Here is a 14,439-nt window from a genome sequence, read left to right as displayed (position 1 = left end):
GTCAGTTCCCTGCGCCGTGGCGGGGCTGGGGCGACTGGGCGGCGCCGGGCCCCTGCGCAGGCGACGCCTGCGCGCCGGGGTTCTGGAGCGCGACCGCCGCGATCTGGTCCATCGCGTCGGTCGCGAGCATCGTGCCCTCCGAGCAGATCCGGTCGAGGCGCTCGCGGAACATCCCGTAGGCCAGCAGCGCCGGGATCGCGAGCAGCAGCCCGAGGAAGGTGTGGAAGAGCGCCTTGGCGATGCCGATGGAGAGCTGCGAGGCGGCGGCCTGGCCCCCGGTCTCGCCGATCGCGGTGAAGGCGATGATCATGCCCCACACGGTGCCCACCAGCCCGAGCAGCGGCCCGAGGTTGCCGATCACGCCAAGCCACTCGACTTCCTTGAAACGGCGCGCCGTCTCGGTGTCGGCGGCCATCTCGGTGGCTTCGTGGATGCCCAGCGGGTTGACGCGAAGCTTGGGCAGACTCTCGCGCAGCACGCGCGACACGAACGAATCGTCCTCGCCCACGAACTGCTGGAGGTCGGCCCAGCGCCGCTCGTTGATCGCGCTCTGCACCGCGTCGATCGACTCGGCCGGCAGGATCACGGACCGGCGCAGGGTCAGGATCGCGCGCACGATGATGGCGACCGCGAACACCGACCCCATCACGATCAGGATCGTGAACAGGTCGAAGGACTGCATGAACAGCGACCAGATGCTCGTGGCTTCGCTCGCGGCGGCGCCCTGCGACGAGGGCGCGTCGAGCTGCGCGAGGAAGGAGGGCATGCTGGCGGTGACGGCGGGGATCGCGAAGGGCAAGAGGGCTGCTCCGGTCCGGAAGTCGGGGCTGAGAGGGCGTCGCACGGAAGGGATGACGCCCCGGAGAGGGGGAAGGGTACCTGCGTCATACGCGTCGCGTGGCGGACGGTTGACGGACTCTCACTATCGGCGCTCTCCGGCGATGGGGTTGTGCCAGATCTTGCCGTCGCGGGCGAGCAGCTCGTCGCTGGACTGGGGCCCCCACGTGCCCGACTCGTAGGTCTCGATCCGGGCGCGCAGTTCCTCGCTGTCGAGGAGGGGCTGGCAGACCTCCCAGGCGCCCTCGACCTCGTCGCGGTGCTTGAAGAGGAGCCGGTCGCCGCGCATCGCGTCGAGGATGAGCGGGCCGTATGCCTCGACGGGCTTGGCGTCGAAGGCCTTGGCGTAGTCCATGTCCATCTTGGCGGAATCGATGCGGAACTTGGGCCCGGGGACCTTGGTCTCGAAGCGAAGGGAGATGCCCTCGTCGGGGGCGATGTTGATGATGATGCGGTTGGGCGGGCGGGTGACGCCCTTGGTGTAGGGCTCGACGGTCTTGAAGAGCCAGTCGGGCGGGTGCTTGAACTGCACGACGATCTCGGTGAGCTTGCGCGCCATGCGCTTGCCCGAGCGCAGGTAGAAGGGCACGCCCGCCCAGCGCCAGTTGTCGATGTGGCACTTCATCGCGCAGAAGGTCTCGGTCTTCTTGGCGGCGACGACGCCGGGCTCGGAGGTGTACGCCGGGTGCGCCCCCTGGGCCCCGTAGCGCCCGAAGGCGGCGAACAGGTGCGCCTTGTCGGGGTCGATCCGGCGCGTCGACTCGAGCACCTTGATGCGCTCGCGCGCGAGGGCGTCGGCCTCGGCGCTGCTGGGCGCCTCCATCGCGATGAGCGTCATCACCTGCACGAGGTGGCTCTGGATCATGTCGCGCATCGCGCCCGACTCGTCGTAGTACGCGGCGCGGTCCTCGACGCCGATGGTCTCGGCGGCGGTGATCTGCACGTGGTCGACGCAGTCGCGGTTCCACACCTGTTCGAAGATCGTGTTCGCGAAGCGGAACACCAGCACGTTGCGCACCAGCTCCTTGCCCATGTAGTGGTCGATTCGATAGATCGCGTCCTCGTCGAACGCCCGCCCCAGCGCGCGGTTGATCGAGCGCGCCGACTCGAGGTCCGTACCGAAGGGCTTCTCGACGATGATGCGCCGCCAGGGCGTCACGCCCCGGTTCACGGCGCACCATCTCTTGCTCTCGGTCACGAGCCCTGTGTCGGCGAGGTGGGCGACGATGGTCTTGGAGAGCGTCGGCGCGACGGCGAGGTAGAACAGCACGTTCGGATCGCTCGAGCCGGCGTTCGCCCCGCCGCGAAGGTCGTGCTGGAGCGCGAGCAACTCCACGCGCTCGTTGAGCGTGCGATAGTCCTCGGTCTTCGACCCGTCGAAGGGCTGGTAGTGCACGCGGCGCGAGAAGCGGTCCCACGAGTCGGCGTCGAACGCGCCGGCGTGCTTCTCCGCCGGCTCGCGCAGCTTCTCGCGGAACTGGGCGTCGGACATGCCGGTGCGCGCGCAGCCGAGCACCGCGAAGGTCTCGGGGAGCGACCCCTCGCGGAACATGTCGTAGAGCGACGGGATGAGTTTGCGTTCTGTCAGGTCCCCGGACGCGCCGAAGATCACCAGCACGCAGGGCTCGGGATGTTTGGAGGGAGCGAGGTGCGTCATCTGGGCGCATCGTGCCCGCTGGGGGGCGGCGCGTCAATTGGGGGCGGAAGGGAGGAGGGAGCGGGCAGCAGGGAGCAGGGGAACCAGAGCGATCGTCAGCCGACGCACTCGGCGTCGTCGGTTTCGAGGGCGTCCTCGATACAGGGGGTTCCGTCGTCGCGCGGGAACCAGCGCAGGCCGCCGCGCTCGAACTCGTCCAGTGCCGCGAGCACTTCCGCCGGGTTCCTGGCGACGCGCACGCGCTCCTTCATGGGCTTGCAGGGGCCGAGGCGCTTGCCGAACCAGGTGATGCGCCGGCGGATCTGCATCATCGCGTAGCGCTCGTCGCGGAACGCGATCATGTCGGCGAAGTAGCGCCGGATGGTGTCGAGCTTTTCCCGCTCGGTCGGTTCGGGGGGCGCCGGCTCGCCCGTCAGCCCGGCGCCGACGCGCTGCGCGTGCCAGCAGTCGCGGAAAAGCCAGGGCGCCGAGAGCGCGCCGCGCCCGATCATCACCCCGGCGCAGCCGGTGACGCGCAGCATGCGCAGGCAGTCGTCGGGGGTCTTCACGTCGCCGTTGCCGATGACGGGGGCCCGGGCGCCCACCGCCTCCACCACCCGCGCGATGCCGTCGAGGTGGCACTCGCCCTTGAACTTCTGCTCGGTGTACCGCCCGTGCACCGTGATCGCGGCGCAGCCCTCCTCGACGAGGCGCGGCGCCAGCGAGGGGGCGACATCGACGCCCATCGACCAGCCCAGCCGGACCTTCGCCGTCAGGGGCACGCGCCCCCCGGATTCCTGCTCGACGGCGCGCGCGACCTTCTCGACCAGACGCAGCGTGTTGCAGGGGTCGCAGAGGAGTTTGGACCCCCCGTCCTTCTTCGTGACCTTGTCGACCGGGCAGCCCATGTTGATGTCGACAACGGTCGCGCCGTGCTGGATGGCCCAGCGCGCGCCGTCGGCGAGGATGTTCGCGTCGCCCCCGTAGAGCTGCATGCCCACCGGCTTGTCCTCGTCGTTGGTGCGCGCGAGGTCGAGGGAGGTCGCGGTCCCTCGCAGCAGGCCCTGCGGCGAGAGGAGGTCGGTGCAGGCGAGCCCGACGCCGCCCCACGAGCGTGCGGCGAGCCGGAACGCCAAATCGCAGTACCCGGCGATCGGCGCCAGCAGCAGGTTGGTCGCGAGTCGGACCGGTCCGATCTGGAGGGGCTGCGCGAGCACTCCCCGATTCTACGACGCGTCGATCCGAACCCACCGGCCCGGCGTCAGCCCGGCCGGCAGGTGTCACTGTCAGTCCCTCTCCTCAACCGTTACGGCGCGCGCCTGCGCCGCAGCATGCAGAGCGCGGCGATGCCGACGAGCCCGGTCGCGCCCGGGGTCGGGGTGATGATGATGCTGTTGAAGGCGTTCCAGTCCCAGAACCCCGGCTGCGCGCCGTCCGGGGGCAGGGGGAAGGTGACCATCGCGCCGGCTTCGTTCAGCCGGACCGCGACGACGTTGCTGATGTCGAAGCCGGGGTCGACGAACGAGAACCAGCCGTCCTGGTTGCCCTGCGAGAGGTCGATCCACTGGAAGGTCCAGTTGAGCGGGGGCATGGGCATGAACCATCCGGCCCAGTTCCCGTTCTTGTCGCGCAGACTGACGCCGATGTCCCAGACTCCGGGAGGGGCGCCGAGCGAGAAATGGATCATGCCGCGCGAGAGGTTCAGCCCGTTGGCGCGCCCGGGGCCGGTGCTGATGTCGAGCTCCCACGACGCGACGGCGATGTCCTCGCCCTGCATCAGCGGGTTCCACTGCATGACGAGGGCCTGGTGGGTCTCGTCGCCCAGTTCGACCATCAGGTCGGGCGTGAGCGCCGAGGCGACGAACGCGGCGGTCCCCTGCGTGGCGTAGAAGCGCAGGTCGGGGCCAGGCACGCCGTCCGTCGCCGGGTCGATGGCGCGGATGCGTCCGTTGTTCAGTGCCTGCGTCCAGCTCACCGGCTGGTTCTCCCCGATCGCGACAAGGGGGTTGCCCATGATGTTTCCGGCGAGCGCGCTGGGCGCAGCGATCGCGCATGCGATACCGATCGACGCGAGAGTTGTCTTCACGGTCGTCTCCTTTGCGCAAGAAACACCCCCGCCGCGTAAGCGCGGCATGGCCGGTGCGCACAGCGCCGCCGTGGGGGTGTCTTGTATTGCCTGTCTGTTCCCGGCGAGGAATGTGCGCTCCTCGCCCTACTCCAGTTCACTCGACCGGCGGCCGGTCGTCGCGGCGTGGCGCGCCGAATGGCGCTCCGTGTGCGTGGCCGCGTGTGACTCTGGGCAGGATACAGCGAATACCGGATGTCGCAAGACGACTATCGTGCGAACATCGCAAAACCCGCGGTTTTGCGGGGGAAACACGCAAGTTCGTGCGACGAAAGATGTTGCGATCGGGCTCAGGGCTGCAGGCGCTGCGAACGCCACGCGGAGCCCGTGAACGCGAGGTCGTCATCGCCCGTTCGCGTCAGCGTTCGCGTCCACAGCGCGCGGTCGTGCGTGCGCCCTGTACGCCCGCTCCACAGTTCCACGCGCTCGGCCCACACGCGGTACCCGCCCCAGTGGGGCGGCCGGGGGATATCGACCGTCACGGACGCGGCGTCGCGCTTGATGGCGTCCAGATCGACGCCGAAGCGCTGCGCCATACTCGCGAGATTCGCGTCGATCGCTGCGCGCGACGCCGCCGGCTGGCTCTGCGCGCTCGCCCACGCGCTGAGGCGCGAGAGCGGGTGCCGGGTCGCGAAGTACTCGTCGGCGCGCGCGTCGGGCGCGTCGGTGATCGGTCCCTCGATGCGGATCTGACGGTCGAGGTCGTCCCAGTGGAACAGCAGCGCGGCGTGCGGGTGTGCGCGCAGCGCCAGTCCCTTGCGGCTTGTCTTGTTCGTGAAGAACTCGATGAACCCGGCGCGCGCGTCGATGCCGCGACAGAGCACGATGCGCGCCGAGGGGCGCCCGTCGGCGTCCACAGTCGCCAGGGTCATCGCGTTGGGGTTGGGCTGGACCCGCCTGGCCGTCGCTTCGCCCATCCATTCCTCGAGGGCCGGCATGGGGTCGGGCGGGAGCGTGTCTCCCAGCCACTTGGCGGCGGCGGTTTCGTTCCCGAGCTCGGTGGGGGTGAGGGGCGCCATGTCCAAGCGTATGCAGGCGCGATCTCGCCCGAAATCGGCGGGTTGCGTCCCGTGGTAGGATGTGAAAAAGCTGTCGCAGGGCTGTACGCACGGACGCGAAAGGGGATGATCCCGGCCCATGATCGGACCCGAAACGAACGGAGTCGGAACGGACAAGGCCCGGCGCGCACGCCGCCAGGAGGCCGCGCGCGCCGCGACCCCCAAGCTGTTCGACAAGCAGCCGCCCCACTCGGCGGAAGCAGAGATGGCCCTTCTGGGGTCGATGATCCTCGACCCGAAGGTGACGGGCGATGTCCTGCACCTGGTGACCGGGGGCGACGCGTTCTACAGCGAGGCGCACAACGCGATCTTTACGGCCCTCCTGACGGGCTACGACCGGCACGAGTCGGGGGACCTGGTGCAGCTCGCCGAGGCGCTCAAGGACGCCGGGGTGCTCGATCAGATCGGGGGCGTGGAGTACCTGGTGCAGCTGGCCGAGAGCGTGCCGACGGCGGTCAACGCGCCGTACTACGCCAAGATCGTCGCCGACAAGGCGAAGCTGCGCCGGCTCATCGACGCGGCCAGCCAGATCCTCTACGAGGCGTACCACGCCGGCGAGCTCGGCCCCGACGGCGCGCGCGAGGTGATCGATGTCGCGGAGCAGCAGATCTTCGAGATCGCGCAGAGCAACGAGAGCAGCGACCCGCAGCGTCTGTCTGAACTGCTGCACGAGGCGATGGAGCTGCTCGAGGCCAATCAGGGCAAGGGCGTGACGGGCGTCTCGTCCGGCTTCCACGAGCTCGACGAGATGCTCAGCGGGTTCCAGCCGGGCGAGATGATCATCATCGCGGCCCGCCCCTCGATGGGAAAGACCGCGCTGGCGCTGAACCTGGCCGAGGGCATCGCGCTGGGGGGCGACAACGGGAAGCCCTGCCCCGTCGCGGTGTTCTCGATGGAAATGTCGCGCCAGAGCGTCACGCAGCGACTCATCGCGGCGCGATCCGGCGTCGACTCGCACCGCCTGCGCACCGGCCAGCTGCACGAGGAGCACTACCGCCAGATCGTGCGCGCCTGCGGCGAGCTGGCCGAGGCGCCCATCTACATCGACGACTCACCCGCGATGACGGTCCTGCAGATGCGCTCTCGCGCGCGCCGCCTCGTCGCCCAGCACGGGGTGAAGTGCATCATGATCGACTACCTGCAGCTCATGACCGCGCCGGGCGCGGCGCGCGAGAGCAGGCAGGTCGAGGTGTCGACGATCTCACGCGGCGTGAAGGCGCTGGCCCGTGAACTCAGCGTGCCGGTCATCTGTCTCGCGCAGCTCAACCGCGGCGCCGAGCAGCGCGAGGGCCACCGGCCCAAGATGAGCGACCTGCGCGAGTCGGGCTCCATCGAGCAGGACGCCGACGTGATCATGCTGCTGCACCGCGAGGCGTACTACCACATGAGCGACCCGGCGTGGTTCGAAGAGAACGAGGGCAAGGAGAACCTCGCCGAACTCATCATCGCCAAGCAGCGCAACGGGCCCACCGGCGTCGCGCGCATGGAGTGGGAGGCCGCCACCACGCGCTTCAAGAACCCAAGCCCGGGCTACGACGATTCCTACCCCGCGCGGCCTTCAAACGGCCCGTCGGCCTCGGCGCAGTTCACCCGGCAGGACGCGATCGAGCCCAAACCCCGGGGCGGCATGGCGGGCTACATCCCGGCCAGCGCGGACCAGGGCCCGGCCGGCGACGAACGCAACGGGGGCGGGCCGGACTTCGATCCGTGGGAAACCGACAACGACCTGCCGATCTGACGCTCGCGCGATTCAGCGACGACGACGCGCCGCGAACGCGCCGAGCGCCAGCACGGATGCCGCGCCGGGCGAGGGGATCACCGACACATTGAAGCCCAGCGACACCGTGGTGAGACTGAAGCCGGTCTGCTGGACCCAGAAGCTGTAGACGCTCTCGCCAGCGACGGGCGCCGTCAGGCCCAGGTCGGTCAGGATGTCGGTCCCGACGAGCTCGGGCGCCGTCAGCACGAAGCCGAGCAGGGGCTCGGGGTCGATGAAGACGGGATCGACCGGGAAGAAATCGCCCGCGGCGAGCCCGATGAACGCGATGGAGTCGACGAAGCCGTCGCCCGGCGCGGAGGACTCGAACAGGATGATCGAGTCGAGCCGGAGACCCGCGCCGATCACGATGCTGAAGTAATCGATGTCGCCGGTGTCGAAGTCGTTCGAGTCGACGACGTTCATGGTGATGGTGTTCAGCCCGAGATCGAGCGTGAAGCTCGTGGGGTTGAAGCGGTCGTTCGAGAGATCGCCGTTGATGGTCTCGTCCCAGTCGACCGCGAGGGCGGCCCCGGAGCACGACAGAACGACAGCGGACGCGAGCGCGGATCGGAACAGTGTCACGGTGATCTTCCCTCTCGAAGGGCCGCTTCCTAAAGGCGGCTGTGCGATGCTACCGAGAGGGCTTCGAGCGCCCCGGGCGCGTAGTTTCCGCTTCTGTGTGAGATGAAATGAGAATGTCGCGTCCGGAATGCGCGCCGGGCGTTACTTGGCGACGGCGCCGAGCTCCCTGACCGCCTCGAGCACCTCGTCGGCGTGGCCCTCGGGCTTCACCTTGTCCCAGCGCTTCGCGACCTTGCCGTCGGGCCCGATGAGATAGGTCACCCGGTCTGCGCCCATGTACTTCTTGCCGTACATGCTCTTTTCCTTCCACACGCCGTATTTCGCGCATACCGGGGGCACGCCGTCGTCGCCCGCGACGTCGGCGAGGATCGGGAAGTTCAGCGCGAACTTCTCGGCGAACTTGCGCTTCGACGCGACGTCCTGCGGCGAGACGCCCAGCACGACAACGCCGGCCCGCTCATAGGTCTGCATGGTGTCGCGGAAGCCGCACGCCTGCTTCGTGCAGCCCGAGGTGTCGTCCTTTGGATAGAAGTAGAGGACGACGGGCTGGCCGAGGTAGTCTGAGAGCTTGCGCGTCTCGCCGCGCTGGTCGGCGAGGGTGAAGGCGGGGGCTTTCTTGCCGATATCGATGAGCGGCATGGTGCGCTTCCATTCGGTGGGGCTGAAGTTGAGAGTGACCGGGGCGATCATGCGCGACCTCGCATTCGCACGGTTCAGGCCAACGACGGCGTGGGCCGGTGAGGCGGACCCCATGCACTTCGCCCCGGGCTCGCGGTCGTATTCACCCCTCGCGCATATTCCGGAGGGGGGAGTGGCTTAGGAGATCCACGCGAGCACGCCCAGCAGCATCGCGGCGGCGAGCAACGCCGCGGCGGCGAACTGGAGCGCCATCACGGTCCTCGTCGCGTCCGGGGCTCGCGGCGGGCGCGGCGCGCGCGAGGGGCCGAGCGGGGCCGCAGAGCCGACGCCGGGGGCACGCGCTGCCGGTGCGCCGGGGCTTTCACCGGCGCTGATCGCCAGTTCGCCCCGCCTGGCACGGTCCTGCACCAGAGCGATGACCAGATGCGCGTCGAAATCGCGCACTCCCAGGAGACGGGAGATCCGAATCGCTCTGGCGCGGCGTTCGGGGGTGAGGATCGCGGCCTGCCCGCCCTGCAGAAGTTCGGCGATGCGCACGGCGAGGATGTTCCGCGCGTCCTCTGGCGTGAGGCCGGAGGCCCGGCGGTTCTCGCGCGTCACGGCCCGGGTCGCGGCGCGGACCTCGTGTTCTGCGGGCGCCGGCGCGACCTCGACCGGCGCCGGTGCGTACAAGCTCTCATCCGCGCGACCGGGTCCGAGCGAAGACGAGGGCGTCTGCACACCCGGGTACCCGGGCGGGTAGACCAGTCTGAGGGCCGGACGGAATGGGGGCGACGCGGCGGTCATCCAGCGAGGTTCTACGCGAGAAAGCGAACTTGGGAAACCGCACGGGACCCGAATCATTGAGGAAAGACCCCCACGGGCCGATAGTGACACGTCAGGAACGGCGTTCGTGCGGTATCGTCGGAGAGACCCGGGGGCGTTCGGTCCCCGGGAGCGTCCGTGTCGAGAACAGACGGAAAGGTCCGAAGTGAGCAGCCGGTCGAATGCGTCGGGAACCAGCGTCAAGGCCTCGGGAGAGGTCGTCGCCCTGCGTTCGCCTCTCGGCGCGAAGGGGGCGATCGACGCGTGCGAGAAGCTGGCGAGATCCGGGAAGCTCCCGGGGTTCGAGCGCGACGCCGAGACCGCCTGCCGCGCGCGGGTCTTCGGCCAGCCCTTCGACCGGGACTTGTTCATCGACGCGGCGGAGAGCGCCGGGTCGGGCTGCATCGTGCGCCTGCGCACGCAGCTGCGCCGGCGCGTGCCGGTGATCTTCGTGCTGGTGGGCGTCCTGACGGTCTGGCCGGGCGTGTGGCTGACCGACTCGCTGATCCAGACCTATTTCTCCGCGGCGCAGGGCTGGGCGATCAAGACCTGGATGTGGTACCTGCCCATCACGATCCTGCCTTTGCCCTTCGCTGCGAAGTCGATGTGGCGCAAGAGCCAGGTGCAGGCCGCCGAGCACTTCGCCGAGCTGCAGGAGCGGATCGCGCAGGCGGTCGGCGCGTCGAAGGACGCGTCGTCGTCGGTCTCGTCGAAGCCCGAGACGCTCAGCGCTTCGGCGTGAGGACGCCGATCGTCCGAGGAGAGAACGGGTACGCGCCCCACACCTCGCGCAGGTCGTCGAGCGTGACGGCGTGGATGCGTTCGAGTTCTTCCTCCAGCGACATGTGCGCGCCCAGATAGGTCCAGCGTCGCCCGATGCGCTGCATGCGCCCGCCGGGGCGTTCGCCGGCGAGCGTGACGCCTGTGGCGATCTTGTTGCGCAGGCGCTCGAGGTCTTCGGGCTTGAACGAGTCGACGAGGTTGACGATTTCGCGATCGACGACGGCGCGGACCTCGTCGAGACGGTCGGGGTCGCACGACGCGTAGACGAAGTAGTCGCCGCAGCCGTCGTGCGGGTCGTAGGCGGACTGCGCCTCTTCCGCGATGCCCGGGTCGATGAGCGCCCAGTGGAGGCGGCTGTTGTCCGCGCCCCCGAGGACCTCGGCGAGGATGGAGGCGGCGTAGCGCCGGTCGTCGCCGAAGGCGGGCCCGGGGGCGAGCATGAGGAGGTAGGCGCGATTGATCTTGGGGTCCTCGACGAGGACCTCGCGCGTCTCGGTGGCCGGCTCGGCGTTGTCGCGCGTGGGGCGGGTGCTCTGCCAGCCGGCGCAGAGCGACTCGATCTGGCGCACGCACGCGTCGAAGTCCAGCTTCCCGGCGAGCGCGACGACGGTGTTGTCGGCCGAGTACCTCGCGTCGAAGTACGCCTTCATCTGCGGCGCGCTCATGGACGAGACGGTGTCGTTGGTCCCCAGCACGCGGTGCCCGAGCGCGTGGCCCTTGTAGCGCTCCTCGGCGACGCGCTCGTACAGAACCCAGAAGGGGTTGTCCTTGTACATCGCGATCTCTTCGAGGATGACGCTCTTCTCGGCGGTGAAGTCCTGCTCGCGCAGCGCCGGGCGCAGGATGTCGGCGAGGATGTCGGTGGCGCGATCGAGACGGTCGGGCAGCGTCTGCGCGTGGAAGCAGGTCAGCTCGGTCGAGGTGTACGCGTTGTACTTCGCGCCGATCTCGTCGAACTCGCGGTTCACGTCCTCGGCGCTGCGCCGGGCGGTGCCCTTGAACATCATGTGCTCGAGGAAGTGCGAGACGCCCATCAGCTCCGGCGCTTCGTCGCGCGCGCCGGTGCGCACGAAGAAGCCGACCGCCGCGGAGTGCGCGTGGGGCACGACTTCCGCGGCGATGGTGAGACCGTTGGGCAGGACGACCTTCTCGAACGTGACGCTCATGGCGTCAGTGTAGCGGGGGGCCCCCGGGCTATTCGAGCAGCCTGGCCCGGAACGCCAGCAGCAGACGCTCGAGGTCTTCGAGCTCGTTCAGTTCGTGCAGGCGCGCGCGCATGGGCTCCACGTCGTTGGTCATCACGCCGTGGACGCCGCGCAGCGCGAGGTTGGTGAGCATCTCCGGGTCGCTGACCGTCCAGACGTGGACCTGCCGACCCGCCCGCGCCGAAGCGGCCAGCAGCGAGCTGGTGGCGCGGTTGACGGGGACGGCGAACAGATCGACGTCGAGGCGGAAGACGTCTCCGACAGCGGCGGAGACGATCGCGCCCAGGCGCCTGTCGGGGTCCTCGCGGCGCATCGCGACGAGCGCCCGGGTGGAGAGCGAGGTGACGATGCTCGTCGTGTCGCCCCGTTCACGGAGGATCTTCGCGACGACACTGGCGAGGCGGTCGGGGTCGCCGCCGGTCTTCAGCTCGATGTTGAGCGTCGCGCCGGCGCCGGCGTCGCGCATCGCGTCGAGGACCTCTTCGAGCGTGGGGATGCGCTCGGAGGCGAACGCCGGATCGAACCACGAGCCGACGTCGATCTCGCGTAGTTCGGCCAGGGTCATGTCGGCGACGCGCCGAGGGTCGTTGGCCATGCGCCGCAGGTCGGTGTCGTGGAAGACCACGGCGCGCGAGTCGGAGGAGAGCATCACGTCGATCTCGATGCGGTCGGCCCCGAGGGCGCCGGCGGCGAGGATCGCGGCCAGCGTGTTCTCCGGCGCGACGCTCGACGCGCCGCGGTGCGCCGTCAGCTCGACATCGAGCGGGCGGCGAAGCCCGAGCAGGAACTTCGCCGACGACGCGCCGACGACCAGCGCCAGCGCGCCCAGCCCGATCGCCGCGAGGCGAACCGCACGACCAGCGTGCAGGGGCGCCCGCGCGCGCGCCGGGGCGTTGTCGCCCGGGGGCGAAAGGTTCGCGGCGGCCTCGGGTCGCGCCCTGCGCCAGAGGGTGTGGACGAGCAGCGCGTCGCCGACGCCCACCGTGATCGCTTCGAGCGCGAGGATCGCTCCGTGCGCGAGCAGGGAGAGGCCGGCGAGGGCGGCGGTGAGCGTGAGCGACCCCGCCTCGCGCGAGAGGAGCGCGACCGAGCCGGCGTAGACGAGCGAGAGGGCGCCCGCCGCGAGGAGGTTCACCCCGATGAACCAGCCCAGGCGCGCAGCCGCCGCCACGCGCAGACGCCCGCGCATGAGCTCGGCGCTCTCGCGCATCGCGGCGCGCGGGCGTCGGCCCTCGAGCACGCAGAGCGGCAGCGCGAGCGACCAGCGCAGCCACACGGGCACGACGGTCGCGAGCATCGCGATCGCGCAGGTCGCGATGATCGCGAGAGCGACCCAGAAACGAGTCGGACGCACGGTGACGACCCAGTACAGCTCGGCGTCGCGGGTCGCGAACCAGGCGACGAGCCCGATCACGATGAAGAAGGGCGACGCGAGCAGCAGCAGGAGCACGAGCTGGCGCGCGATGAGCGAGGTGAGCCGCGGCAGCGCCCACGCCGACGCGACCAGCGCGCCGATGCTCTCGCGCGCGATCCCGGCGAGCCCGCGCCGCGTCGTCGCGCCGTCGCGCCTGCTCGCGAGCCGAAGGATCGACGCCCGCGCGAGCACGACGCCCAGGAGCGAGATGACCGCGCCGACGAAGATCGCGGCGGCCCCTGCCGGCGTCAGCGCGAAGCGGACGATGTCCTCGTTCGCGACGGCGTAGCGCCCCGTCGTGCTGATGAGCCAGTTGGTCGCCCAGGATGCGATGGGCGCGAGCAGCGCGCCGGTCGTCGCCTCCACGACGATCCAGGCGGCGAGCATCGTCGCTGGGGCGAGCCGGAACGCACGGAGGGAGTCTCGGATCACCCGCAGGGCGGTCTCGCGCATGGGGGGCACTGTAGCGGGACGGTCCCGGCCTCCCGTGTCCGCGAACGCCTGCCGGCGGCTCCTCCCGCGCGAGCCGTGCAGGGGTGCAGCCCGGGCCGGGGTCCGGGGGCCGGGGGCGGGGGCGGGGCGGGGCAGGGCAGGGCGGGAGGGGCGAGTCCGACCGTGCGCGCTCCGGTTGATTTCGGACCTTCACGCAACACTCACGGGACGGGATTGTTTCGCCCGATCTGTTCGTGTACGCTTCTGCACCTGACAAACACCGGCGCACGACGCGCCGGAGAACCAGGACGGAGAGTGGTATGTCCTCGCGGGCAACACGAGCCGGGCGCACGCACGACGCGGCGTCACACGCCGGGGGTGATCGTCCCGGCGCTCCCTCCCCGGAGGGGGACAGACTCGCCACCTTCAACGGCTCGACCATCGCCATCGAGCGCTCGCTCGCCGGCGCCGACGCGGTCGCGCTCAGCGGCGGGCTGGACGCGAAGGTGCTGGTCCTCAACCGGTTCTACATGGCGATACGAGTGATCTCGGCGAAGCGCGCCTTCGCCATGCTCGCGCGAGACATCGCCGAGGTGATCCACGTCGACGAGGGGCGGTACCACTCGTACGACTTCTCGACCTGGGCCGAGATCAGCGAGCTGCAGCGCCGCTTCGAGCCCGACAAGCACGACTGGATCAGGACCGTTCGCGTCGAGATCGCGGTCCCCAAGGTCATCCGCTTGCTCGGGTACGACCGCCTCCCGGCCCAGCACGTGAAACTGAACCGGCGCAACCTGTTCGCGCGCGACCGCAACAGGTGCCAGTACTGCGGCAACACCTTCCCGACGAGCGAGCTGTCCATCGACCACGTCGTCCCGCGCACGCAGGGCGGGCTGGACACCTGGGACAACCTCGTCTGCGCCTGCGTGCGCTGCAACGCGCGCAAGGGCGGGCGCACCCCCGACCAGGCGCACATGAAGCTGATCACGCGACCGGTGCGGCCCAAGCGCAACCCGGCGATCGTCGTCCGCCTCGGGCAGCAGAAGTACGAGTCGTGGAGGGCCTTCCTCGACGAGGCGTACTGGTCGGTCGAGCTGGGCTGAACCGGGCCGCCTCGGCCGCCCCGGGGAACACGCACCGCCTCCTGCTTCGTATACTCGCCGCG

At 69.9% G+C, this 14,439-nt stretch carries 13 protein-coding genes; 3 read left to right on the top strand and 10 right to left on the bottom strand.

Annotated elements, in window-relative coordinates; translation table 11 throughout:
* Nucleotide 1: 1 nt before the first annotated feature.
* From KF684_12365 to pdxH, 5 genes are all read right to left on the bottom strand, one after another.
* Nucleotides 2-799, bottom strand: a complete 798-nt coding sequence (locus KF684_12365; protein ID MBX3353718.1) for a MotA/TolQ/ExbB proton channel family protein — start codon at nt 797-799, stop codon at nt 2-4.
* Between the two features lie 123 nt (nt 800-922).
* Complete coding sequence (gene zwf / locus KF684_12360) at nt 923-2,494, bottom strand: glucose-6-phosphate dehydrogenase (GenBank protein ID MBX3353717.1); 1,572 nt, start codon at nt 2,492-2,494, stop codon at nt 923-925.
* A gap of 95 nt (nt 2,495-2,589) precedes the next feature.
* Nucleotides 2,590-3,690 carry a tRNA-dihydrouridine synthase gene (locus KF684_12355; protein MBX3353716.1) on the bottom strand — a complete coding sequence of 367 codons (1,101 nt, stop codon included), beginning with the start codon at nt 3,688-3,690 and terminating at the stop codon, nt 2,590-2,592.
* Nucleotides 3,691-3,779: 89 nt separating this feature from the next.
* Nucleotides 3,780-4,559 (bottom strand): hypothetical protein, encoded by a 780-nt coding sequence (locus KF684_12350; GenBank protein ID MBX3353715.1) that lies wholly within the window; start codon nt 4,557-4,559, stop codon nt 3,780-3,782.
* 329 nt (nt 4,560-4,888) lie between these two features.
* Nucleotides 4,889-5,617, bottom strand: a complete 729-nt coding sequence (gene pdxH / locus KF684_12345) for a pyridoxamine 5'-phosphate oxidase (GenBank protein ID MBX3353714.1) — start codon at nt 5,615-5,617, stop codon at nt 4,889-4,891.
* Nucleotides 5,618-5,735: 118 nt separating this feature from the next.
* Here pdxH and dnaB point away from each other — a divergent pair, with 118 nt between their 5' ends.
* Nucleotides 5,736-7,394, top strand: a complete 1,659-nt coding sequence (gene dnaB, locus KF684_12340) for a replicative DNA helicase (protein ID MBX3353713.1) — start codon at nt 5,736-5,738, stop codon at nt 7,392-7,394.
* A 12-nt stretch (nt 7,395-7,406) separates the two neighbouring features.
* Here the strand turns inward: dnaB and KF684_12335 are convergent, their stop codons facing one another.
* The 3 genes from KF684_12335 to KF684_12325 form a co-directional block, all read right to left on the bottom strand.
* A complete protein-coding gene (locus KF684_12335) occupies nt 7,407-7,997 on the bottom strand; it encodes a hypothetical protein (GenBank protein ID MBX3353712.1) in 591 nt (196 codons plus the stop codon).
* 141 nt (nt 7,998-8,138) lie between these two features.
* Entirely contained in the window at nt 8,139-8,636 is a 498-nt protein-coding gene (gene bcp, locus KF684_12330) for a thioredoxin-dependent thiol peroxidase (GenBank protein ID MBX3353711.1), read from the bottom strand.
* Between the two features lie 177 nt (nt 8,637-8,813).
* Complete coding sequence (locus KF684_12325) at nt 8,814-9,308, bottom strand: hypothetical protein (protein ID MBX3353710.1); 495 nt, start codon at nt 9,306-9,308, stop codon at nt 8,814-8,816.
* Nucleotides 9,309-9,606: 298 nt separating this feature from the next.
* Between KF684_12325 and KF684_12320 the strand changes: the two genes are divergently transcribed.
* The gene (locus KF684_12320) at nt 9,607-10,182 is read left to right on the top strand and encodes a hypothetical protein (protein ID MBX3353709.1); all 576 of its coding nucleotides are present in this window, start codon (nt 9,607-9,609) and stop codon (nt 10,180-10,182) included.
* Here the strand turns inward: KF684_12320 and KF684_12315 are convergent.
* Nucleotides 10,166-11,389: an insulinase family protein gene (locus tag KF684_12315; protein ID MBX3353708.1), complete on the bottom strand. Its 1,224-nt coding sequence runs from the start codon at nt 11,387-11,389 to the stop codon at nt 10,166-10,168. The two genes, KF684_12320 and KF684_12315, sit on opposite strands and share 17 nt — an antisense overlap.
* Before the next feature lie 28 nt (nt 11,390-11,417).
* Nucleotides 11,418-13,295, bottom strand: coding sequence for a glycerophosphoryl diester phosphodiesterase membrane domain-containing protein (locus tag KF684_12310; GenBank protein ID MBX3353707.1), 1,878 nt, complete (start codon nt 13,293-13,295; stop codon nt 11,418-11,420).
* A gap of 299 nt (nt 13,296-13,594) precedes the next feature.
* Here KF684_12310 and KF684_12305 point away from each other — a divergent pair, with 299 nt between their 5' ends.
* Complete coding sequence (locus tag KF684_12305; protein MBX3353706.1) at nt 13,595-14,377, top strand: HNH endonuclease; 783 nt, start codon at nt 13,595-13,597, stop codon at nt 14,375-14,377.
* The last annotated feature ends 62 nt before the right edge of the window (nt 14,378-14,439 follow it).

Source organism: Phycisphaeraceae bacterium, from assembly GCA_019636675.1.
In the GTDB taxonomy this organism is placed as follows: domain Bacteria; phylum Planctomycetota; class Phycisphaerae; order Phycisphaerales; family UBA1924; genus JAHBXC01.
The sequence above is the reverse complement of the archived record's forward strand: the minus strand, read 5'-3'. Positions and strand labels throughout refer to the sequence as shown.

Coding starts and splice junctions, on each gene's coding strand:
- zwf (MBX3353717.1), bottom strand. CDS start 2,494: ATGACGCACCTCGCTCCCTCCAAACATCCCGAGCCCTGCGTGCTGGTG.
- pdxH (MBX3353714.1), bottom strand. CDS start 5,617: ATGGCGCCCCTCACCCCCACCGAGCTCGGGAACGAAACCGCCGCCGCC.
- dnaB (MBX3353713.1), top strand. CDS start 5,736: ATGATCGGACCCGAAACGAACGGAGTCGGAACGGACAAGGCCCGGCGC.
- bcp (MBX3353711.1), bottom strand. CDS start 8,636: ATGCCGCTCATCGATATCGGCAAGAAAGCCCCCGCCTTCACCCTCGCC.
- KF684_12315 (MBX3353708.1), bottom strand. CDS start 11,389: ATGAGCGTCACGTTCGAGAAGGTCGTCCTGCCCAACGGTCTCACCATC.
- KF684_12310 (MBX3353707.1), bottom strand. CDS start 13,295: ATGCGCGAGACCGCCCTGCGGGTGATCCGAGACTCCCTCCGTGCGTTC.
- KF684_12305 (MBX3353706.1), top strand. CDS start 13,595: ATGTCCTCGCGGGCAACACGAGCCGGGCGCACGCACGACGCGGCGTCA.